Raw genomic sequence first — 21,385 nt, 5'->3', positions numbered from 1 at the left:
CCATGCGGATGCCGCGGTCTCCAGACCAGAGAGGTCCGTGCTGATGATGGTTGCGTAATCAACGGCCATGGTGAAGCTCTCAGAAATCAGAGATCGGGCTGCGCGTGGGATAGGGCTGGTGCGTCGGCGCGTACGGTCCGGGAGGGCTCGGCGGGGCGAAGTCGGAGATGGGGCTGTGAAAGTTGTTGTTGATGCCGCTGAACCTTGCGCTGGTGTCCAGCTCGTTTCCCTGGAGCAGTATGTTCGCCTGGCGGAGCCCGTTGAGCTCTCCCGTCAGTCTGGTCGTGAGCTGCTCCAGGTGCCGGTGCCATTCCTCCAAGCGGCTGTCGAGCCCGGTGCGCACTTCCCACCCGCGCAGCGATCCCGCGCTGACGGTGCTGGGGGCGTTCCTGCTGCCGGTGACGGCGCCGCTGTCCTCGTCCGCGATCACGCCTCCCTTGCGCGTCTCCGGGCCAAGGTGTTCCTCGATGTACTTCGCGGCCTTCTTCTTCTCGGCCTCCGAGTGCGCCATGTCCGCCCTGGGTGACGGCCCGGCAACGCCCGGGTCACTTGGACTCGTTGGCTGGCCATGGTCCAAAGCCATGTGCGTCCCTCCCCATGTCCCTCGAATGCGGCTCGCGCAGGGCGCGCCTCTCAGGCTGCGGGCAGGCTCTGCCAGCGGGCTCCCCTCGGCTCCGTGCGCTGAGTCGTGCGCCGATGGTACCGGCGGTCTGCGGCGTCGCCACTACCGCGTCGGCTCCGGTGCTGCTCGGTGGCAGGGGAGGCGTTGAGGAGCCGGTGTCGGTCGCGGGTGGGCTATCGCTCCCTGGGGAAGCGGTCGGTGGCGAGGGTCATGCCCAGCACCGTGTGGGTGAGGTCGAGCGGTTCGCCGAAATCGACGGTCAGCTCGCTGCGGTAGGCGCCGTCCTTGGGCTGGGTGTAGACGTGGCAGCGGCCCACATACGGGTCGGCGATCAGGTACACGGGTACGCCCGCCGCAGCGTAGACGCGCAGCTTGGGGCCATAGTCGTTGGCCGCCGTGCCCCTGGAGATGACTTCGAGGACGAACTCAAGGTCAGCGGGGGACAAACGGCCCCTGGCGTCGGCCTCGGCACCGGACCGCACCTTCGTCAGGTCCGGCGCGAAGCCGTTGAGGTGCCCGGGGAAATCGATCCGTACGTCGGAATCGATATCGTCTTCGCTGCCGGTGTGTTGCGAGATCTGTTGCGCCACATTGAAGATGATCTTCCAGTGTGTGCGACGTTGCGGCGACATGTGGACTGACCCCTCGACGATCTCGACCTTGTAGCCATCGGGGACAGGCATCCGCTCCAGACGCTCGAAGAGCTCGTCCAGGGTCAGTTCCTCGCCGGCCATCTCGATCCTGTCGGTCAGTTCGACGGTCACGGTGCCGCTCCCTCCCCGCCGCGCGGGGTGCGCGGCCGCACGGTTCAACGATATGCGGCCGGGCGCGTCACGCTCCAGCACGGCGGCCTCAGGCTGCCTCAGGTTCAGGCCGATTCCCTGCCGTGAGGTAGCTCGGGCGGGTTACGGTGAACGTGACGCGGTGTGTGGGCGGCATGGAGAAAGCCACAGATTGTTGATTCGGGTGAACGTACTGTTGGGTGCCGCGCGAGACCGTGCTTAGCGTGGCCGGATGCACGCACGTCCGCCCTTCGATGCCGCTGCGGCCCGGCGCTTGCGGGAGTCACTTGGCATGACCCCCGCGCACGTCGCCTACGGCATGTGGGCCGCCTTCGGGCTCCGCATCACCCCCGAGACCATAGCCTCCTGGGAGCTTCAGGAGGGCTCCCCGGACGAGACCGAGCTCGCCGCGCTCGCCGGTGCCCTGTGGTGTTCGCCCGCCGACCTGCTCGGGCAGCCGCGCAGCCTGCACGAGTACCGGCTGGTCAGGGGCATGGCGCTGTCGGACGTGGCGTTGCAGGCCGGGATACCGACGGCGCAGTACGCGGAGGTCGAGCGGAGTGGACGGTGGACGGGCACGGACCAGCAGGCGGCGGTGCTGGCGGCCGTGCTCGGGTTGTCCGCCCGCACTCACATCGAGTTGACCGGCAGGCATGGAAAGCTCGCCGATCTGCTGCGCAGCGCGGCCAGTTCGCGCTGGCAGGCGTATGTCAAGCCGGTGCACAAGCTGCTGCCGAAGCTGGAGCAGTCAACAGTTGAACGCATACTCGAACGGCTGCACGACGAGTACCACAAGCGCAGCTTCTCCTCGCTGAGCTGGATCGACACCAGCACCGAGACCGGCAGCAACTCCGTGGACGCCGGCCGCCAGTACCTGGACCAGGTGACTGAGCACTTCTGGACCCACCTGGACGCCGTCGAGCGACAGCCCTGACGGGGCCGGGGCGGGCGCGGTACGGCGCCCGCCCCCGGAGGACGCCCGCGCGCCGGACCGCGCCCACCCCAGCGGTCGCGGCAGCGGCCTTCCCGCAGGCGCCCGCCTGAGCCCGGCGCGCTGCCGCGACCGCAGGCTCGCCTCGCGGGTCAGAACACCGCTTCGGTCTCGTCCATGCGGGCCTGCGGAACCGTCTTCAGCTCACGCGTCGCGTCGGCCAGCGGCTCCATGACGATGTCCGTGCCGCGCAGGGCCGTCATCATGCCGAAGTCGCCTCGGTGCGCGGCCTCCACCGCGTGCCAGCCGAACCGGGTGGCCAGGACGCGGTCGTAGGCGGTCGGGGTGCCGCCGCGCTGGACGTGGCCGAGGATGACGGGGCGGGCCTCCTTGCCGAGGCGGTCCTCCAGTTCGCGGGCGAGGCGGTTGCCGATGCCGGTGAAGCGCTCGTGCCCGTACTGGTCGATGACGCCCTTTTCGTAGGCCATCGTGCCCTCGGCCGGGCGCGCGCCCTCGGCCACGCAGATCACGGCGAACTTCTTGCCGCGCGCGAACCGCTCCTCGACCATCTTGCTCAGCGCGTCCACCTGGAACGGACGCTCCGGCAGGCAGATGCCGTGCGCCCCGCCCGCCATGCCCGCCTCCAGCGCGATCCACCCGGCGTGGCGGCCCATGACCTCCACCACCATGACGCGCTGGTGCGACTCGGCGGTGGTCTTCAGCCGGTCCATCGCCTCGGTGGCGACGCCGACAGCGGTGTCGAAGCCGAAGGTGCGGTCGGTGGCGGAGATGTCGTTGTCGATCGTCTTCGGGACGCCGACGACGGGCAGCCCGGCCTGGGAGAGCATGTTCGCCGCCGTCAGCGTGCCCTCGCCGCCGATCGGGATGAGCGCGTCGATGCCCAGGCGGCCGAGGAGTTCCTCGCCGCCCGCGCACGCCTCCGCGAGGCGGCCGCGCTCCAGGCGGGCCGAGCCGAGGATCGTCCCGCCCCGGGCGAGGATGCCGCCGACGGAGTTCAGGTCCAGCTCGCGGTACCGGCCGTCGAGCAGGCCCTTGTAGCCGTCCTCGAAGCCGATGACCTCGTCCCCCCGGTCGGCCACGGCACGGTGCACGACGGAACGGATGACGGCGTTCAGGCCGGGGCAGTCGCCGCCGGCGGTGAGGACTCCGATGCGCATGCTGATCGCTCTCCTGATCGGGGACGGTCCGAACCTGGGCGCTGGGATTGTTTCACGCCTTGAACGCAAGCCGGGTGGCCTGTCCGTATGCCGATCCCAGCCTGCCCCTGCCCCGCCCCTTCCCCCAAACAGGGCAGCCCAGCCCGGCCAGCGTGCCCCGGCGTCAGGCGCTGGGAGCTTGCTGACCGCAGCCACAGGACGCGGCCCGGACACCCCACCCGGCGGCGTCCGGCGGCAACGGCCCGCGTCTGGAGGCGACGCGTCCAGACGGCGGGAGGGGCGGAGGAGCCCGGGGCGGGGCACCGTCACCGGACCACGGGAGAGGAGGGGCGGGCCGCACCGTGACGGCGCCCCCGCGAGCGGCCCGCGTCGGCCGCCGCAACCAGCCCGCGTCGTCACGCGTACAGCGCTACCCGCACCGCGCGGAAAGGCCCCGGGGCAGGCCGGGAAAGGACAGGCGGGCGCGGGGCCCGGGGGTGGCCCCGGTGCGACGGCGGGGGCAGGCGTACGCGAGTATGGTCGAAGGCACAGCCGGGTCAAACCGGGTACTTCCCGGCGCCATATCGACGACCGAGGAGAGACCTCGCGTGACGCGCAGCGTGTACGTATCCGGCATCGGCCGCAGCGACGGCCGCCAGGTGATCGACTTGGGGGTCATGGAGCTGCTGACCCGGCAGGTCGGCAAGGTGGGGGTGTTCCGCCCGCTCGCCCATGACGGCCCGGACCCGCTGCTTGACCTGCTGCGCAGCCGCTACCGGCTGTCCCAGCCGCAGGGCACGATGACGGGCCTGGGCTACGACGAGGCCGCCGCGCTCCAGGCCGAGCGGGGCACGGACGAGCTGATATCCCGCCTGGTGGACCGCTACCACGAGATAGCGCGCGATTTCGAGGCCGTGCTGGTGCTCGGCACCGACTACGCGGACACCAACCTGCCCGCCGAGCTGTCGCTGAACGCGCGGCTGGCGAACGAGCTGGGCGCGGGCGTGCTGGTGGTGGTCGCGGGGCTGGACCGCAGCGCGGATTCCGTGGTCGCCGAGGTGCGCAACGCCCATCACGCGTTCACCTCGCTGGGGTGCGAGGTGCTGGCCATGGTCGCCAACCGGGTGCGGGACGGGCATGCGGCGGAGGCCGCGCGCTGGCTGGGGCGGCACCTGCCGCAGCCGGTGTACGTCATCCCGGAGGAACCCGCGCTGTCCGCGCCGACCGTGCAGCAGGTGGTGGACGCGCTCGGGGCGAAGGTGCTGCTGGGCGACCCGGCGGGGCTGGCGCGGGACTGCCGGGACTTCGTCTTCGGCGGCGCGATGCTGCCCGCCTTCCTGCCCGCGCTGACCGACGGCTGCATGGTGATCACGCCCGGGGACCGCGCGGACCTCATCGTCGGCGCGCTGGCCGCCCACTCGGCGGGCGCGCCGCCCCTCGCCGGCGTCCTGCTGACCCTGGACCAGCATCCGGGCAACGAGACGATGGCGCTGGCCGAGCGGCTGGCGCCGGGGACGCCGCTGCTCAGCGTGGCCGAGGGCTCGTTCCCCACGGCCACCGAGCTGGCCACGCTGGAGGGGCGGCTGAACGCGGCGTCGCCGCGCAAGGTGGAGGTGGCGCTGGGTCTGTTCGAGACGCATGTGGACACCCGCCAGCTGACCGACCGTCTGTCGATGGCCCGCAGTGACCGGGTCACGCCGATGATGTTCGAGCACGAGCTGATCGAGCGCTCGCGCGTCGCCCGGCGGCACGTGGTGCTGCCGGAGGGCACCGAGGAGCGGGTGCTGCGCGCGGCCGAGGTGCTGCTGCGGCGCAACATCTGCGATCTGACGCTGCTCGGGGAGGAGACGGCCGTGCGCAAGCGGGCGGCCGAGCTGGGGGTGGAGCTGCGGTTGCTGGGGCAGGACGAGGCCGAGTGGGGCGGTGAGGGGGCGGCGGCCACCGCCCGCATCGTCAACCCGGCGACGTCTCCGCTGCGGGAGCGGTTCGCCGACGTCTACGCCAAGTTGCGCGCGCACCGTGGGGTTACCTGCGAGCTGGCCTACGACGTGGTGGCCGACGTCTCCTACTTCGGCACGCTCATGGTGCAGGAGGGTCTGGTGGACGGCATGGTGTCGGGCGCGGTGCACTCGACGGCCGCCACTATCCGGCCCGCGTTCGAGATCATCAAGACCAAGCCGGACGCCTCGATCGTCTCCTCGGTGTTCTTCATGTGCCTGGCCGACCGGGTGCTGGTCTACGGCGACTGTGCCGTCAACCCGGACCCGGGTGCCGAGCAGCTGGCGGACATCGCGATCCAGTCGGCGGCCACCGCGGCCCAGTTCGGCGTGGAGCCGCGCATCGCGATGCTGTCCTACTCCACGGGTTCCTCCGGCTCCGGCGCGGAGGTGGACAAGGTGCGCCAGGCCACCGAGCTGGTGCGCAGCCGCCGCCCGGACCTGCTGGTGGAGGGGCCGATCCAGTACGACGCGGCCGTCGAGCCGTCGGTGGCGGCGACGAAGCTGCCGGGTTCGGAGGTGGCCGGGCAGGCGACGGTGCTGGTCTTCCCGGACCTGAACACCGGCAACAACACCTACAAGGCGGTGCAGCGTTCGGCGGGGGCCGTCGCGGTGGGCCCGGTTCTCCAGGGGCTGCGCAAGCCGGTGAACGACCTCTCGCGCGGGGCGCTGGTGAGCGACATCGTCAACACCGTGGCCATCACCGCGATTCAGGCGCAGGCCGCGCGCACGCCGCCGAGGCCGCTGACGCCGCCGGAGGAGTCGGCGTCGTCCCTCCCCCTGACGCCCCCGGCCGAGGAAGGAACCCTCAGTTGACGTCTCACCCGAGCAACCGGAGCAACGACGGCCCTGGCAGCCGGCACAGCCAGCACAGCCACGACGGCCGGGCCGGACGAAGTGCCGCCAGCGCCCCCGGCGCGGCCACCCGCGTGCTGGTGCTGAACTGCGGCTCGTCGTCGGTGAAGTACCAGCTGCTGGACATGGCCGACCGCTCCCGGCTCGCGGCGGGTCTGGTGGAGCGGATCGGCGAACGCGCGTCCCGGCTGCTGCACACGCCACAAGGCGGGGACGCCCGCGAGCGCACCGGGCCGGTGCCGGATCACGCCACCGCGCTGAAGGCGCTCGCCGGGGAACTGGCGGCCGACGGGTACGGGTTCGACGACCCGGAGCTGGCCGCCGTCGGCCACCGGGTGGTGCACGGCGGGCAGCGGTTCACCGAGCCGACGGTGGTGGACGACGCGGTGCTGGCGGAGATCGAGCGGCTGGTGCCGCTGGCGCCGCTGCACAACCCGGCCAACATCACCGGCATCCGCACCGCGTGGGCGCTGAACCCGGGCCTGCCGCACGTGGCCGTGTTCGACACCGCGTTCCACACCACGATGCCCGAGCACGCCGCCCGGTACGCGATCGACGTGGCGACGGCTGACGCACACTGTATCCGGCGCTACGGCTTCCACGGCACCTCGCACGCCTACGTCTCCCGCCGCGCGGCCCAGCTGCTGGGGCGGGAGCCTCAGGAGACGAACGTGATCGTGCTGCACCTGGGGAACGGCGCCTCGGCGTCGGCCGTCGCGGGCGGGCGGTGTGTGGAGACGTCCATGGGGCTCACCCCGCTGGAGGGCCTGGTGATGGGCACCCGCTCCGGGGACATCGACCCGGCGGTGGTCTTCCACCTGGCCCGGGTGGCGGGCCTGTCGGTGGACGAGTGCGACGAGCTGCTGAACAAGAAGAGCGGCATGGTCGGGCTGTGCGGGGACAACGACATGCGCGAGATCGTGCGCCGCCGGGACGCCGGGGACGCCGCGGCCCGGCTGGCGTTCGAGATCTACGTGCACCGGCTGCGCAAGTACCTCGGCGCCTACACGGCGGTGCTGGGCCGGGTGGACGCCGTGGTGTTCACCGCCGGGGTCGGGGAGAACTCGGCGCCGGTGCGGCAGGCGGCGGTCGAGGGCCTGGCCGGGCTGGGGCTGGCGGTGGATGAGGCGCGCAACACCGCCGCGTCGAAGGAGCCGCGGGTCATCTCGCCGGAGGGCGCGGAGGTGGCCGTGGCCGTGGTGCCCACCGAGGAGGAGCTGGAGATCGCCACCCAGGCGTACGCCCTGGTGACCACCGCCGGGGACACGGACGGTAACGCGGTCGGCGCCGCCCACAGAAACGCGGCCGGGTCCACCGGAGGAACCTCCAACAGGTGAGCCAGATCACCCCCACTAGGTTTGGTGTCTAAACAAAACGATAGGATCGCCCCATGCGCCGTTCCAAAATCGTCTGCACCCTGGGTCCCGCCGTCGACTCCTTCGATCAGCTGAAGACACTGATCGAGACCGGCATGAACGTGGCCCGCTTCAACATGAGCCATGGCACCCAGCCCGAGCACGAAGAGCGGTACGCCCGGCTGCGCAAGGCCAGCGAGGAGACCGGGCGCGCGGTGGGCGTGCTCGCCGACCTCCAGGGTCCCAAGATCCGGCTCGGCACCTTCGCCGAGGGCCCCGTCGAGCTGGTGCGCGGTGAGGAGTTCACCATCACCGTCGAGGACGTGCCCGGCGACAAGACCATCTGCGGGACGACGTACAAGGGCCTGGCCGGGGACGTCTCCAAGGGCGACCCGGTCCTCATCAACGACGGCAACGTGGCCCTCCAGGTGACGGAGGTGGACGGGCCGCGCGTGCACACCATCGTCATCGAGGGCGGCGTCGTCTCCGACCACAAGGGCATCAACCTGCCCGGCGCGGCCGTGAACGTGCCCGCGCTGAGCGAGAAGGACATCGACGACCTGCGGTTCGCGCTGCGCATGGGCGCGGACATGGTCGCCCTGTCCTTCGTGCGCGACGCCAAGGACGTGCGCGACGTGCACCGGGTGATGGACGAGGTCGGCCGCCGTATCCCGGTCATCGCCAAGGTGGAGAAGCCGCAGGCGGTGGAGAACATGGAGGAGATCGTCCTCGCGTTCGACGGCGTGATGGTGGCCCGGGGCGACCTGGCGGTGGAGTACCCACTGGAGAAGGTCCCCATGGTGCAAAAGCGCCTGGTGGAGATGTGCCGCCGCAACGCCAAGCCGGTGATCGTGGCGACGCAGATGATGGAGTCCATGATCACCAACTCCCGTCCGACGCGCGCGGAGGCGTCCGATGTCGCCAACGCGATCCTGGACGGCGCGGACGCGGTGATGCTGTCGGCGGAGTCCTCGGTGGGCCAGTTCCCCATCGAGACGGTCAAGACCATGTCGAAGATCGTTATCGCGGCGGAGCAGGAGTTGCTGTCCAAGGGCCTCCAGCCGCTGGTGCCCGGCAAGAAGCCGCGCACCCAGGGCGGTTCGGTGGCCCGCGCCGCCGCCGAGATGGCCGACTTCCTCGGCGCGAAGGCGCTGGTGGCCTTCACCAAGTCCGGCGACACCGCGCGGCGCCTGTCCCGCTACCGGGCCGAGCAGCCGATCCTCGCCTTCACCGAGGAGCCGGGCACCCGCAACCAGCTGACGCTGAGCTGGGGCGTGGAGACGTTCGTCGTCCCGCACGCGGAGAACACCGACGCGATGGTCGGCCTGGTGGATGGCGAGCTGCTGCGGCTCCAGCGGTACAACGAGGGCGATGTGATGATCATGACCGCCGGCTCGCCGCCCGGCGTGCCCGGGTCCACGAACATGGTGCGCGTCCTGCACCTGGGCGCCGACAGCTGAACGCGTCGCCGCTGGGACGCCGCGCGGGCGGTGGGGTGCTGCTCCCCACCGCCCGCGCGGCGTCGCGGCGGTCCCGGCGGGCGTCACGGAGGGGCCGGACGGCTAGCGCCGTGTCAGCCAAGGTTCGCCCCGTCGCGCCGCCCGGCACGGCGCCTCGCGGCGTTGCCGAATCGNCGGCGCCTTGCGATGCACCGCGCCGGACGCCGCTCCTTGACGGGCAAACCCTGACTGACACGGCACTAGCGCGGGTCGTGGGAGAGGCGCATGCCCGGGATCGTCAGCGTGCCGCCGAACTGGGCGGCCTGGATCACGGTGACGTCGGTGAAGAAGGCGAACGGGACGTTCAGCGGGGGCGGGGTGTCGGGGCTGAAGGTGATGGGGATCAGCCCGAACAGGTTGCCCTTCAGTTCCTCGGTGTAGAGCGTCGTGCCGCCGGTGATCGTGGACGTCGAACCGGGGGCGCCCGTGACGTGGGTGGCTGGTCCGCCGGGCTCCGGCACGATCTGGTGCAGGTCCTTGATGTCCAGCTTGTCCGAGGTGAACTTCAGGGCCTTCTTGACCGTGCCGCTGGCGGTCTGGACGTCCACGATGCCGTGGTAGTCCAGCCCGGTCAGGGTGAGCCTGGTGGCCTCCAGGCGCCAGGGCTCGTCGGCCAGCAGGGGTAGGCCCGGCTCCAGTTCGGCGTTGGCCAGCGCCTCGGGGTCGCGCGTGGGGCAGGGGTAGGGCGTCTTGCCGTCCGGCGTCGCGGGCGGCTGCGCGGCTTCGGCGGCGTTCTCGGTGCCGGCGGCGTCCCCGGGGGCGGCATCCTCGGCGTCGTGGGCCTCCCCGGGGGCGTCCTCGGCTGTCGCCGCTGCGGGACTTTGCACCTCGTCGGCGAGTTCCTCGACCTTGGCACCGGCCCTGGCGGCCGCGTCGCGCATCGCCTGCTTGGTGTCCTCGACCGCCCCCTCGACGGGATTGCGGGCCGTGGGTTCCTGCGGCTTGTCCGCACCGTCCCCGGCGGACGGCTCCGCTGAGGGCGCCCGGGCCTCCCGCGCCGGTTCCGGCTCATCCGGGCCGTCGAACGGGCCGTCGAACAGGTCCTCCAGTGCGGCACCGATACCCAGCGGGTCCCAGGGGTCGCGTTCCTTCCCGGCGGGCGGCTCGGGTGCGGGCGCGGCCGGGGCGTCCGGCTGACTCCCGCCGCCGTCCGGCCGCTCCGGCTCCGGCTCCTTTGGCTCCGGCTCCTTCGGCTCCGGTGCCTCGCCGTCGCCGTCGGGCGGCCTCGCTCCGGGGCCGGTGGACTTCCCGGGCGCGGGCGGCTCCCCGGCGTCGCCGGGCCTCCCGGCATCGTCCTCGTCCTGCGGCTGGTCCTCGCTCCGGCCCTGGTCCGCCTGCCCTGCCGTCTCGTCCTTCTCGGCTGTGGTCTCCTCCTCCTCCGCCTCGTCCGGCTGGCTGACGCAGGGGCCGGGGGCGAAGGGGATGGCGGGGTCCTCGGCCTGGGCGGGCCCCGGGGCCAGTCCCAGGCCGACGAGCAGGGCGCTGGGCATCGCGGCGAGCGCGATCGTCCTGCCTCCGGGCAGCTGTACCCGCGTCAGCAGCGGCTTCTTCGGTGCGGCGTGGCGCGGGCCTGTCCCCCCGCCCCGGCCGCGCGCATCCTCACGCCGCACTGGACCGCCCCCCACTCGCTTCGAGAGTGGCCCGGGTGGGGTGGGGGCCGTCCGCGTCACCGTCCTCCCCGGTGGCGGTGGGAGCGGTGGCGTCGGCGTGCGGCGCGGGGGCGGCGGTGTCCGGGTCGGTGCCAAGGGTGTCTCGCGGGTCCGTACCGTTGCCCACTCCCCCGGCGGGCGCCGGTGGTCCGGGGGCCCAGGAGATGGACAGGGCGCCGCCGACGAGGGCGAGGAAGAAGCCCATGAAGAAGCCGCCGAGGTTGGACACGGGGATGGAGATCAGGGCCAGCAGGATCGCGGCGACGCCCGCGAAAACCCGCACGACCTGCTGGAACCACATGGTCAGGCCCAGCGTGACCAGCAGGACGCCGATGATCAGCGAGCCCGCGCCAGCGGTGGTGGCCATGGTCAGCGTCAGGTGCCCCAGCCGGAGGTTGGCGTACGGGAAGTAGGCGATGGGCAGGCCGCCCAGGAGGGTCAGCAGTCCGGCCCAGAAGGGGCGGCCGCGCCGCCAGGCGCGGAAACGCAGCCGTCCGTGGGTGAAGCGGCCGCGGGGCCCCGGAGACTCGGCGCTCATGGCAAACAGCTCCCTGGTACCGGCAGTGCCGGGCGAAGAGTGGGTCAGGGGGGCGGGGGTGGGCGGACGGGTGGGGGCCCGTCCGCCCGGGGGTGCCTAGTAGCACTCCTTGGTGCCCTTGTGCAGGCGCAGGCTCAGGTTGCTGAGCTTGAACGTGCCCGCGGTGGTGGACCACGCGCGCTGCTCCACGTCGGTCAGCACGGCCGTGTCGGCCTGCTGCGCGAAGCCGTTCGGGTTGGCCTTGCCCTCGGTGCCTGGCTGCATGCCCGGACCCTTGCTGGCGTCCTTGGCCGCGACACCGATGTCGATGTTGCGGAACTCGGCGTCGGCGTCGAGCTCGGCGACGTCCAGGTAGAGGTTCTTCGCCTCCACCAGGTCGGCGCCGGTGCCCGCCGTGAGCTTCATGCTGACGGTGCCGATGAGCGGCACGTCGGGCGTGACCACGGACTGGCACATGTTCTTGATCGTCGCGGTCTTGAAACCGGAGACGGCCACCGGGTGACGTACCTTGTCGCCCTTGAGGGTGTATCCGTCGGCGTAAGCGCCGTACTGGACGAACCCCGAGCCCTCCAGGCGTTCAGCCGTCACCTTGAACGACTGCCCGGAGACGCTGAAGGACGCGGCGAGCGCGCCCTGGGCCAGGCCGATGCCGATCGCGGCGGTCGCCGCCAGGCTCGGCACCATCACCACGGCGAACCGCTTCCATCTCGTCCCGCCCTGAACTGGGGACTCCATGCAATTCCTCCTTCTCGGACGTACATCTCCGAGCGGGCTGGCGGCCCGGACGGGGATGGGAGAAGTGCTACGTCCTCGGGAAGGAGCGCCGGTCCGGCTGGCGCGTAGACCGCGCCGTACGGCGGCGTTCGACCCCGAGCGACAACCACGGGCCGCACGCGGGCGCACAGCCGCGGGACAGGCTCCGCCGGCTGGCGAAGACCCCCCTGTCCACACTTCGCCGGGGCGGTGGGGGAGCCCCGGCCGCTCGGTGGGGACTTCGCCGCCGCTGGGCACCGGATGGCTGCCGGGCTGCGGGGGACGAACCGAGCGTGGCTGATCGTGGTCTATGGACGGGGGCGGGCACAAGGGGCTCGTTACTTACCGGTAACGGCCGCGTGTCGGCGGCGCTTCCGGTATGTCGGGGTGGTGACGGACAGCGCTCGCACGCCTGTACCGCTATAGCCGGATTTACCGGCTGAGATCGGAACGATCGCCCGTGATCGCCTTACCGCAAGTAACAGCGGCCGCGTTTACCAATTTTTGGTAAACACGGCCGCTGTTTGTCGTCATGTCAATAGGGAGTGCCGTTCCGGCCCAAGCGGCGGTGTTCGGCCGCCGGGACCGGAGCGGACCCGGGGAAGGTCAGAACAGCACCCGGGCCAGCGCCCCGCGGGCGGCGATGACGCGCGGGTCCTCGGCGCCGATCACCTCGAACAGCTCCAGCAGCCGGACGCGGGCGGCCTCGCGGTCCTCCCCGGCCGTGCGGCGCACCGTCTCCACCAGCCGCCCGAAGGCGTCCTCCACGTGACCGCCGACGAGGTCGAGATCGGCCGCGCGCAGCTGCGCCTCGACGTCGGCCGGGCGGTCGGCGGCGTCCTTGCGCACCTGGTTCGCGTCCAGACCCTGCACCCGGCCCAGCAGTTCGGCCTGCGCCAGGCCGAGCTTCGCCTCGATGTTGCCCGGGTCGCCGGACAGCACGTTGCGGTACGCCTGCACCGCGCCGCCCAGGTCACCGGCGTCCAGGGCGGAGTGGGCGGCGGCCAGTGCCGGGTCGGCCGGCGGCTCGGGCGCGGCCTGCTCGGCGGCGGGCGCCTCCTCGGCGCCGGGCTCCACCGGGGCGCCCTCGATGCCGAACTGCTGCTTGGCCGCCTCGATGAGCTGGTCCAGCACCTGGCGGATCTGTGCCTCGGGGGCCGCACCCTGGAACAGCGGCAGCGCCTGACCGGCGATCACCGCGAAGACGGCCGGGATGCCCTGCACCCCGAACTGCTGGAAGAGGGCCTGGTTCTGGTCAACGTCAACCTTGGCGAGCACGAACCGGCCCGCGTACTCCCGGGCCAGCTTCTCCAGGGCCGGGCCCAGCTGCTTGCACGGCTCGCACCACTCGGCCCAGAAGTCGATGACGACCGGGGCCTCGGCGGAGCGCTGGAGCACCTCGTGCTCGAAGGTGGCCTCGCTGACATCGACGATCACCTGCCCGCCGCCGGGCGCGCCGCCCGGCTGCCCGGCGGACGGCCCCCGCTGGGCACGGGCCTCCTCCGCCTTCTGCTTGGCCTCACCGGCCGCCTTCACCGCGGCGAGATCGACGACGCCGCTCATGGACATGTTGCGTGGCTGCATGGGACCAGTCTCCCCCTTTCCCGCCGTGCTGTGTGCCGGGTCCCCACCCGGCGGTGTGGTTGTCGCGCGCACGCGCCCGGGGAAGCACCTAAGAGGCACCCGGCCACGGCGTTACGCTACGAGCTCGTAGCGTAACGCCGTGGCCGTGACGGCCGCGACGCGCGGGTGGTGCGCCGCGGCCGTCACCCGTGGGGGTGCTGGTCTCAGAAACCCGCGGGCTCGGTGTAGACGCCCCACTCCTCGCGCAGGACGCCGCAGATCTCGCCCAGGGTGGCTTCGGCGCGGACCGCGTCCAGCATCGGCTCGATCATGTTGGAGCCGTCGCGGGCGGCGGCCAGCATGCCGTCCAGCGCGGCGCGCACGGCGGCGTCGTCGCGGGCCGCCTTGCGGTCGGCCAGCACGCGCACCTGCTCGCGTTCCACCTCGTGACTCACCCGCAGGATCTCCAGCTCGCCGGTGACCGAGCCGGTGTGGCAGTTGACGCCGACGACCTTCTTGTCGTCCTTCTCCAGCGCGCGCTGGTACTGGAAGGCGGCCTCGGCGATCTCGCCGGTGAACCAGCCGTCCTCGATGCCGCGCAGGATGCCGGAGGTGATCGGGCCGATCGGGTGCTGCCCGTCGGGGTGGGCGCGCAGGCCGCGCTCCTTGATCTGGTCGAAGATCTTCTCGGCGTCCGCCTCGATCCGGTCGGTGAGCTGCTCGACGTACCAGGAGCCGCCGAGCGGGTCGGCGACGTTGGTGACGCCGGTCTCCTCCATGATCACCTGCTGGGTGCGCAGGGCGATCTCGGCGGCCTGCTCCGAAGGCAGGGCAAGGGTCTCGTCCAGCGCGTTGGTGTGCAGCGAGTTGGTGCCGCCGAGCACCGCGGACAGGGCCTCCAGGGCGGTGCGCACCACGTTGTTGTACGGCTGCTGCGCGGTGAGGGAGACACCGGCAGTCTGGGTGTGGAAGCGCAGCCACTGCGCCTTCTCGCTGCTCGCCCCGTACACGTCGCGCATCCAGCGGGCCCAGATACGGCGCGCGGCGCGGAACTTGGCGATCTCCTCGAAGAAGTCCAGGTGCGCGTCGAAGAAGAACGACAGGCCGGGGGCGAAGGTGTTGACGTCCAGACCCCGGCTGAGGCCCAGCTCCACGTAACCGAAGCCGTCGGCGAGCGTGTACGCCAGCTCCTGCGCGGCCGTCGATCCGGCCTCGCGGATGTGGTAGCCGGAGACGGACAGCGGCTTGTACGCCGGGATGCCCCGCGCGCAGTGCTCCATCAGGTCGCCGATGAGGCGCAGGTGCGGCTCCGGCTGGAACAGCCACTCCTTCTGGGCGATGTACTCCTTGAAGATGTCCGTCTGAAGCGTGCCGTTGAGGACGGCCGGGTCCACGCCCTGCCGTTCGGCGGCCACCAGGTACATGCAGAAGACGGGCACGGCCGGGCCGCTGATCGTCATCGAGGTGGTGACGTCACCGAGCGGGATGCCGCGAAACAGGACCTCCATGTCGGCGGCGGAGTCGATCGCCACGCCGCAGTGGCCGACCTCGCCGAGCGAGCGGGCATCGTCGGAGTCGCGGCCCATGAGCGTGGGCATGTCGAAAGCGACGGACAGGCCGCCGCCGCCCGCCTCCAGGATCATCTTGTACCGCTCGTTGGTCTGCTCGGCGTTGCCGAACCCCGCGAACTGGCGGATCGTCCAGGTGCGGCCACGGTAGCCGGTGGGGTGCAGGCCCCGGGTGAAGGGGAACTCGCCCGGCCAGCCGATGCGCTCGAACCCGGCGTAGGAGTCTCCCGGGCGCGGGCCGTAGACGGGATCGACCTCGTCCCCGCTCAGGGTGGTGAAGTCCGCGTCGCGCGTGCGGGCGGCGTCGTACCGGGCCTGCCACCGAAGGCGGCCCTCTGCGATGGCGTCAGCGTCCATGGGACGAATTTACTAGGACGTCCAAGTATTTGGCTAGCGTCGCAGGTCGCGGGGGTCTGCGCCCCGGCCGGTGGTCAGGCGCTGACCGGCTGCTCCTCGGCCTCCACCAGCGGCGCGACGTCCCGCGTCACCTGGCGCTCGACGAAGAACGCGGCGAACGGGATACACCCGGCCACCAGCACCCACAGCAGCTTGCCGAAGGGCCACCGCGCCTTGGACCCCAGGTCGAAGGCGAAGATCACGTAGATGATGAACAGCACCCCGTGGATCTGGGAGACCAGCATGGTGTCGCCGGTGTCGAAGCCGTACTTGGCGACGATGAAACCGGTGAACACGAGCAGCCAGACCGCGGTGATGTAGGCCATCACGCGGTAACGGGTCAGCACCTTCTGCTTCACTGAGCATTCCTCGCATCGGGCAGCCCGGCGCGGGCTGCGGCGTCGTCCATCGAGCGTAACCGGACGGCGCCCGGCCTCCGGCGCCGCCCCCGCGCCGGGTCGCACCCCGGGCTCGGACGCACCCCGGCGCTGGGGCGCGCCCCGCGACCGGTCACTCCTCGAAGTCGTGGGCCGCCATCCGCAGTGGGCGCAGCAGGGCGAAGATCTCGCCGCACTCCTCGGCGTCGTAGGCACTCAGGCCGAAGTCCATGGCCATGAGGTCGCGGGTGGCCGCGTCGCACGTCTCGCGGCCCTTGTCGGTGATGGAGGCCAGCGTGCCGCGACCGTCCTGGGGGTTGGGCCGCCGGGCGACGAGTCCGGCGCGCTGGAGCCGGTCGATGGTGTTCGTCACCGACGTCGGATGCACCATGAGCCGTTCGCCGATCTTCGACATCGGCAGCTCGCCCCGCTGTGAGAACGTCAGCAGCACCAGCGCCTCGTACCGGGCGAAGGTCAGCCCGTACGGCTTGACGACGGCGTCCACCTCGGCGAGCAGGATCTGGTGGGCGCGCATGATCGAGGTGATCGCGGCCATCGCGGGCACGGAGCCCCAGTGCTGCTTCCACAGCTCGTCGGCGCGGGCGATCGGATCGAAGGACAGGCTCAGCGGCTTGGGCACGTTTCCGACCCTACCGGGCGGTCACATACCGGTCAGACCCGTCTCACCAAGCGATCCGGCCCCGGACGCTGGCCCCTCCCCGGGCCGGAGGCCGGGGCGGTCAGGGCAGGTGCACCCAGGTGGCCACCGACGGGGTGCCCTCCTCGTCGGTGACGAACAGCATGTACCACCCTGGGGGCAGCAGCGACCGGTCGTCCGGCACCGACAGCGTGACCCCGCCGGAGCCGCGCTCCACCCCGAGCGCGACGGAGCGCTGCTCGACGTCGGTGACGTGCGTGACCGCGCTCGGCCGCATCAGCTTCGCCGTCGCGACGCGGGAGGCGTCCGGCGTACGGAACGTCGCCGTCTCCCCGCGCTCCAGCCGCCGTGGCCCCTCGCCGAGCACCGGCCGGTTCTCCGCCCGGTCCCCGTGCAGGTAGGGCGGGGTGTAGACCTCGACGCGCTTTTCGAAGACGCCGAGCCGCGTGCCCTCCTTGTCGGCGAACAGCGGGTCGGAGCCGAAGGTGGCGACCCGGCCGTCGGGCAGCAGCAGCGCCTCGGAGTGGTAGTTGCGGCCGACTTCCGGGGCGGCGGCCTCGGTGAACGTCTCGGTACGCGGGTCGTAGATCTGGGCGGCCAGGATGTCGCTGTCGCCCCGGCCCCGGTAGTCGCGGGAGCCGCCGGTGGTGAAGACGGTGTCGTCGGGGAGGATGACGCTGTTGAGGTAGCGCGTCGGCTCGGGCAGGGCGGGGCCGTCGCGGTAGGCCGGGTTGTCCTCGGTGAGGTCCACGATCGCGGTGCGCGCGGTGGACTTCTCCGACTCGCCCACTCCCCCGCCGCCGAGCACCATGACCTCCTGGTCCTGCGCGGGCGGCAGCAGCAGCGAACTGGAGGTCTCCAGCTGGTCGGGGTCCTTGATGCCCTCGATCTCGCGGAAGGTGTTGGCCGACAGGTCCCAGATGCCGGGGACGCGCCCCTGGTCGGCGGGGCCGTAACCGGCGTTGGAGCCGGAGTAGAACAGTTTGCCGTCCTCGATGAGGAACAGCGCGGGGTAGGTGGGGAAGTAGCGCTTGGGCCCCACGGACCAGGACTCGGTCTTGGGGTCGTAGACCTCGTTGTCACCCTGGAGGATCTCGCCGACCTCATCAAGGCCGGAGACGGACAGCACCCGGCCGTCGGGCAGCGTCACCAGCGTCGGGTACCAGCGGGCCTCCAGCATGGGATCGACGCGGACGTACTTCTCCGCCACGGGGTCGAACTCGAAGGAGTCACGGATGCCCTGGAAGTCCTGCTTGTCGAGGTTGATCTGCTCGGCGAGGCCGTAGAGGTTGTCGGCGTCCTTGCCCTTCAGGCCGACGATCTCATACTGGGCGGGCTGGTCGGTGACGTAGGCAGGACCCCCCTTCTCGGCCTCCACGAACACCTGCGCCTCGCTGGCGGTGACGGTGACCTCGCCGGTCTTCTCGTCCTCGGTCTTCTGCGCGCGCGGGACGAGGACGGGGGCGGTGGAGCGGTACTCCTGGCCGTCCGGGGAGCGGAACCGGGTGCCCTCGGGGAGGGTGCGGGGCCGGTCGGGGTCCTCGTTCTTGACGCGCATTGCGCCGCCCGCCCGCGTCACGTCGCCGTCGAGGACCTCGTAGCGGGCGGTGCCCCCGGCCACCAGCAGCCGCCCGTCGGCGAGCTGGGCGTGCCCGGCGCAGAACAGGTCCTCGGGCGTGGGTATGCGCTGGAAGGTGTTGTCGGCCGGGTCCCACAGGATGGTGGAGAAGGTCCCGGCGTCGAACTGTTCCTGCTTGTTGCCCGAGCCCGCGATGAGCAGCACCTTGCCGGTGTGCAGCAGCGCGGCGTGGATGGCGTTGGTCTGGTACTGGGAGGGGACGTCCATGATCTCCCAGGAGCCGTACCGGGCCATATAGGCGGGGCGCGATATTCGGTACTCGTGCAGCCGCTCCTGGGCGAACCCGATGGCGGCCGGTGCGTTGAGTCCGGCGAGCAGGCAGGTGACGCCGGTGCCGATCAGGGTCTTCTTGAACTGCTGGCTGGGACGGTAGGGCATGGGTCATCAGCTCCCACTGGCACTGGCTCTGGCACTGGACGTGGCGACGAGGGCGGGCTCGCGCTCGTCACGGGGCTTGGGACGCGGGCGTCTGTCGCGGAACTCGGACAGGCTCCACATCGCCACCGGCGCGAGCGCGATGAGCAGGGCCAGCACCGTCCAGGTGCGCATGGCGACGTGGGTGTGGCCGAGGACGAAGGAGGCGGCCAGTCCGCTGCCCAGCACGCCGATCCACATCAGGTGGACGCGGAAGGTGCTGAGCCGGTCGGGGCTGGCGGTGCCGCCCTTGGGCGTGACGACGAAGCCGCAGTCGCGCCGCAGCACGGCCGCGATCGCCGAGCGGGCGTAGATGGGCGCGCAGATGGCCGACATCGCCATGCCCGCCAGCCCGCCCGAGCCCTCCGGTTCGTGCGGCGAGACGTTGTGCCGCCGGTTCCACAGGTACAGCCCGATCTGCAGGGCGGCGACGTCGCTGTAGAGCATCAGCCACACCGCTGCGGTGACCTGCGTCCCGGAGGCGCCCAGCCACAGGAACAGGGTGCAGCTGAGCGCGCCGAGCAGCCAGGTGACGGCGCTCATCGGGTAGTACGCGAGCATGAGCGAGTAGTTGAGCAGCTTGCCCGGGGAGAAGCGGTGCGGGCCGCGCCAGTACTGGCGCAGGATGGTCTCGTAGGTGCCGCGCGACCAGCGGGTCTGCTGGCTGAAGAAGTCCGTCCAGCACTCCGGGCCCTCGCCGACGGCCAGCACGTCCGGGGTGTAGACCGAGCGCCACCGCCGCCCGGTGGCCGGGTTGCGGCTGCGGTGCAGTTCGAAACCGGTGGCCATGTCCTCGGTGATGGAGTCGCGCAGCCCGCCGATCTGGAGGACGGCGGCGACCCGCACGGCGTTGTTGGTGCCGACGAACATCGGGCCGCCGTAGCGGTTCCCGGCGCGCTGGATGAGGGCGTGGAAGAGGAACTGCTGGCTCTCGGCGAACTTGGTCACCGTACGGCGGTAGTTGCCGTACACCTGCGGCCCGACGACGAAGGCGATATCCGGGTCGCGGAAGTAGCCCAGCATGCGTTCCAGGTAGTTCGGCAGCGGCACGTGGTCGGTGTCCACGGAGGCGAACACGTCGTAGGCGTGGCCGTGCTGGGCGAGCCAGGCGTTGTAGTTGCCGTGCTTGGTACGGGCCCGGTGGACGCCGCTCTCGCGGTTCCACTCCGGGACGCCGCTGCGGGTGAAGTGGCGGACGCCCAGCTCCGCGCACAGCGCGCGGGCGGCGGCGTCGTCGCCCTCGTCCAGCAGCCACACGTCCAGCGGGCCGTCGTGCCGCAGCCGCGTGGCGCCCTCGAGCGTGGCGCGCACCATCTCCAGCGGTTCCTTGCCCGGCACGTACGTCGTCAGGAAGGCGACGCGCAGGCCGGGCTGGGGGGTGACGGGCACGGGGTCGCGCGCGACGAGCGTGGCGTGCGCGATGGAGACGACGTTGACCAGGCGGAACAGCTCGATCAGCGCGATGCAGCCGAGCATGACCCAGTCGGCGGCCACCAGGTAGCCCGGGGCTCCGGCGCGGTCGGTCCAGTGGGTGGGCCACACCAGCCACAGCAGCAGCACCGCGGACAGCGCGGGCGCCGCCGTCATCAGCGTCAGCGCGCGCAGGCGGTGCGGTTCGGTGGACAGCAGGGTGCGGTAGCGCACCCGGTACGGGCGCGGTTCCGGACGGGTCTCCGACTCCGGTTCCGGCTCGGTGAGCGGACCGGCGAGACGGCTGTAGACCTCGTAGTCATAGCCCTGCGGCCGCACGGTCCCTCCACAGCACGTTCGATGGCACCGACAGTCCCAGCAGACGGGACCCTCCGTGCCGTGTCGAACGCGGTGAACCGGTACCGCACGGCATGTTTGACACACCCGGAACGGCCGGCAGAGCGGCGGTCAGGGGCTTTCCCCAGGTGTGCGGGCGGGCGCTCAGGCGGGGTAACGCCCGGCCGTTTCCCCCTTCCGGGCTAGTCCATTCGTGACTCCTCCCGGCCGTCAGCCTTCAGCACGAGGCCGGCACACAACGGCCACGCCCCCAGCGGCCACGGCACGGCGCCCTGGCATGGGCCGGTACGCCGGGAGGGTGATGCGCACGTGGACAGGATGACGCTCAAGCGGAGCTGATCTGTGACGCCCCCAAGCCGGGCCACATCGGAACGCTGATCGGGGGGCCGTGCGTCACTGGCCAGCCGCGACCAGCCCCGTCCGGGCGCTGCGCCAACCCCCAGCGGCGTCACGGGAAGGCGATCAAGCGTTCACCACGCCCTCGCGCCGGGCGCGGGCTGCCACCACCTGGTCCCGCTCCTCGCGCCGCAGCACCCGCTCTCCGTACAGCCCGCCGAAGGGCAGCACCGCGAGCACGAAAAAGAAGGCGACCCGCTTGAGCGGCCACTTCGCCTTGTTCCACACGTCCAGCAGGAACAGGGCGTAGATCACGAAGAGCACGCCGTGCAGCATGCCCAGCGGCATCATCAGGAAGTCGATGTCGGAGACCCGGCTCAGCAGCGAGCCGAAGATCAGCAGCGCGGGGAAGGACAGGGCTTCGGGCAGGGACACCAGGCGCAGCCGGTGCATGGCCTGGGCGGTCTTGGCATCCACGGGTCGGGACCTCTTCCGGGAGATACGGGACGCGGGCCTGCGTGGACCTTGT

17 protein-coding genes are annotated in these 21,385 nt (G+C 71.6%); 4 read left to right on the top strand and 13 right to left on the bottom strand.

What is annotated here, in order from left to right; all coding sequences use genetic code 11:
- Window positions 1–79: 79 nt before the first annotated feature.
- Both JJV70_RS05235 and JJV70_RS05230 read right to left on the bottom strand, forming a co-directional pair.
- Complete coding sequence (locus JJV70_RS05235; protein ID WP_219046521.1) at window positions 80–511, bottom strand: hypothetical protein; 432 nt, start codon at window positions 509–511, stop codon at window positions 80–82.
- Between the two features lie 284 nt (window positions 512–795).
- On the bottom strand, window positions 796–1,386 hold the full coding sequence (locus JJV70_RS05230; protein ID WP_219046520.1) for a Uma2 family endonuclease: 591 nt from the start codon (window positions 1,384–1,386) through the stop codon (window positions 796–798).
- Window positions 1,387–1,696: 310 nt separating this feature from the next.
- On the opposite strand from JJV70_RS05230, the gene JJV70_RS05225 reads away from it, so the two are divergent.
- Window positions 1,697–2,338: an XRE family transcriptional regulator gene (locus JJV70_RS05225; protein WP_257573415.1), complete on the top strand. Its 642-nt coding sequence runs from the start codon at window positions 1,697–1,699 to the stop codon at window positions 2,336–2,338.
- 149 nt (window positions 2,339–2,487) lie between these two features.
- On the opposite strand, the gene JJV70_RS05220 is transcribed toward JJV70_RS05225, so the two are convergent.
- On the bottom strand, window positions 2,488–3,513 hold the full coding sequence (locus JJV70_RS05220) for an ATP-dependent 6-phosphofructokinase (protein WP_219046518.1): 1,026 nt from the start codon (window positions 3,511–3,513) through the stop codon (window positions 2,488–2,490).
- Between the two features lie 587 nt (window positions 3,514–4,100).
- On the opposite strand from JJV70_RS05220, the gene pta reads away from it, so the two are divergent.
- From pta to pyk, 3 genes are all read left to right on the top strand, one after another.
- Window positions 4,101–6,305 carry a phosphate acetyltransferase gene (gene pta, locus JJV70_RS05215; protein WP_219046517.1) on the top strand — a complete coding sequence of 735 codons (2,205 nt, stop codon included), beginning with the start codon at window positions 4,101–4,103 and terminating at the stop codon, window positions 6,303–6,305.
- Window positions 6,306–6,418: 113 nt separating this feature from the next.
- Window positions 6,419–7,681 carry an acetate kinase gene (locus tag JJV70_RS05210; protein WP_308294694.1) on the top strand — a complete coding sequence of 421 codons (1,263 nt, stop codon included), beginning with the start codon at window positions 6,419–6,421 and terminating at the stop codon, window positions 7,679–7,681.
- A gap of 53 nt (window positions 7,682–7,734) precedes the next feature.
- Window positions 7,735–9,159, top strand: coding sequence for a pyruvate kinase (gene pyk / locus JJV70_RS05205; protein WP_219046515.1), 1,425 nt, complete (start codon window positions 7,735–7,737; stop codon window positions 9,157–9,159).
- Window positions 9,160–9,398: 239 nt separating this feature from the next.
- Here the strand turns inward: pyk and JJV70_RS05200 are convergent, their stop codons facing one another.
- From JJV70_RS05200 to JJV70_RS05155, 10 genes are all read right to left on the bottom strand, one after another.
- A complete protein-coding gene (locus tag JJV70_RS05200) occupies window positions 9,399–10,808 on the bottom strand; it encodes a hypothetical protein (protein WP_306823404.1) in 1,410 nt (469 codons plus the stop codon).
- Complete coding sequence (locus JJV70_RS05195) at window positions 10,798–11,385, bottom strand: DUF6114 domain-containing protein (protein ID WP_219046513.1); 588 nt, start codon at window positions 11,383–11,385, stop codon at window positions 10,798–10,800. Before JJV70_RS05195 ends, JJV70_RS05200 begins: the two co-directional genes overlap by 11 nt.
- A 96-nt stretch (window positions 11,386–11,481) precedes the next feature.
- Window positions 11,482–12,120 carry a DUF6230 family protein gene (locus JJV70_RS05190; protein ID WP_219046512.1) on the bottom strand — a complete coding sequence of 213 codons (639 nt, stop codon included), beginning with the start codon at window positions 12,118–12,120 and terminating at the stop codon, window positions 11,482–11,484.
- A gap of 624 nt (window positions 12,121–12,744) precedes the next feature.
- Window positions 12,745–13,722, bottom strand: a complete 978-nt coding sequence (locus tag JJV70_RS05185) for a tetratricopeptide repeat protein (RefSeq protein WP_219046511.1) — start codon at window positions 13,720–13,722, stop codon at window positions 12,745–12,747.
- Between the two features lie 203 nt (window positions 13,723–13,925).
- Window positions 13,926–15,626, bottom strand: a complete 1,701-nt coding sequence (locus JJV70_RS05180) for a methylmalonyl-CoA mutase (protein WP_219046510.1) — start codon at window positions 15,624–15,626, stop codon at window positions 13,926–13,928.
- A 74-nt stretch (window positions 15,627–15,700) separates the two neighbouring features.
- Entirely contained in the window at window positions 15,701–16,024 is a 324-nt protein-coding gene (locus tag JJV70_RS05175) for a DUF3817 domain-containing protein (RefSeq protein WP_219046509.1), read from the bottom strand.
- A 151-nt stretch (window positions 16,025–16,175) separates the two neighbouring features.
- Window positions 16,176–16,682 (bottom strand): MarR family winged helix-turn-helix transcriptional regulator, encoded by a 507-nt coding sequence (locus JJV70_RS05170; RefSeq protein WP_219046508.1) that lies wholly within the window; start codon window positions 16,680–16,682, stop codon window positions 16,176–16,178.
- Window positions 16,683–16,782: 100 nt separating this feature from the next.
- A complete protein-coding gene (locus tag JJV70_RS05165; protein ID WP_219046507.1) occupies window positions 16,783–18,717 on the bottom strand; it encodes a kelch motif-containing protein in 1,935 nt (644 codons plus the stop codon).
- A gap of 6 nt (window positions 18,718–18,723) precedes the next feature.
- Window positions 18,724–20,502 carry a glycosyltransferase family 2 protein gene (locus JJV70_RS05160; protein WP_219046506.1) on the bottom strand — a complete coding sequence of 593 codons (1,779 nt, stop codon included), beginning with the start codon at window positions 20,500–20,502 and terminating at the stop codon, window positions 18,724–18,726.
- Between the two features lie 480 nt (window positions 20,503–20,982).
- Entirely contained in the window at window positions 20,983–21,333 is a 351-nt protein-coding gene (locus JJV70_RS05155) for a DUF3817 domain-containing protein (RefSeq protein ID WP_219046505.1), read from the bottom strand.
- Window positions 21,334–21,385: the final 52 nt, after the last annotated feature.

The sequence above is a fragment of the Streptomyces sp. JJ66 genome (genome assembly GCF_019303495.1).
GTDB lineage: Bacteria > Actinomycetota > Actinomycetes > Streptomycetales > Streptomycetaceae > Streptomyces.
Note: the sequence above shows the minus strand (reverse complement) of the source record. Positions and strands in the feature narration are given on the sequence as shown.

Coding starts and splice junctions, on each gene's coding strand:
- JJV70_RS05235 (WP_219046521.1), bottom strand. CDS start 511: ATGGCGCACTCGGAGGCCGAGAAGAAGAAGGCCGCGAAGTACATCGAG.
- JJV70_RS05225 (WP_257573415.1), top strand. CDS start 1,697: ATGACCCCCGCGCACGTCGCCTACGGCATGTGGGCCGCCTTCGGGCTC.
- JJV70_RS05220 (WP_219046518.1), bottom strand. CDS start 3,513: ATGCGCATCGGAGTCCTCACCGCCGGCGGCGACTGCCCCGGCCTGAAC.
- pyk (WP_219046515.1), top strand. CDS start 7,735: ATGCGCCGTTCCAAAATCGTCTGCACCCTGGGTCCCGCCGTCGACTCC.
- JJV70_RS05195 (WP_219046513.1), bottom strand. CDS start 11,385: ATGAGCGCCGAGTCTCCGGGGCCCCGCGGCCGCTTCACCCACGGACGG.
- JJV70_RS05190 (WP_219046512.1), bottom strand. CDS start 12,120: ATGGAGTCCCCAGTTCAGGGCGGGACGAGATGGAAGCGGTTCGCCGTG.
- JJV70_RS05185 (WP_219046511.1), bottom strand. CDS start 13,722: ATGCAGCCACGCAACATGTCCATGAGCGGCGTCGTCGATCTCGCCGCG.
- JJV70_RS05180 (WP_219046510.1), bottom strand. CDS start 15,626: ATGGACGCTGACGCCATCGCAGAGGGCCGCCTTCGGTGGCAGGCCCGG.
- JJV70_RS05165 (WP_219046507.1), bottom strand. CDS start 18,717: ATGCCCTACCGTCCCAGCCAGCAGTTCAAGAAGACCCTGATCGGCACC.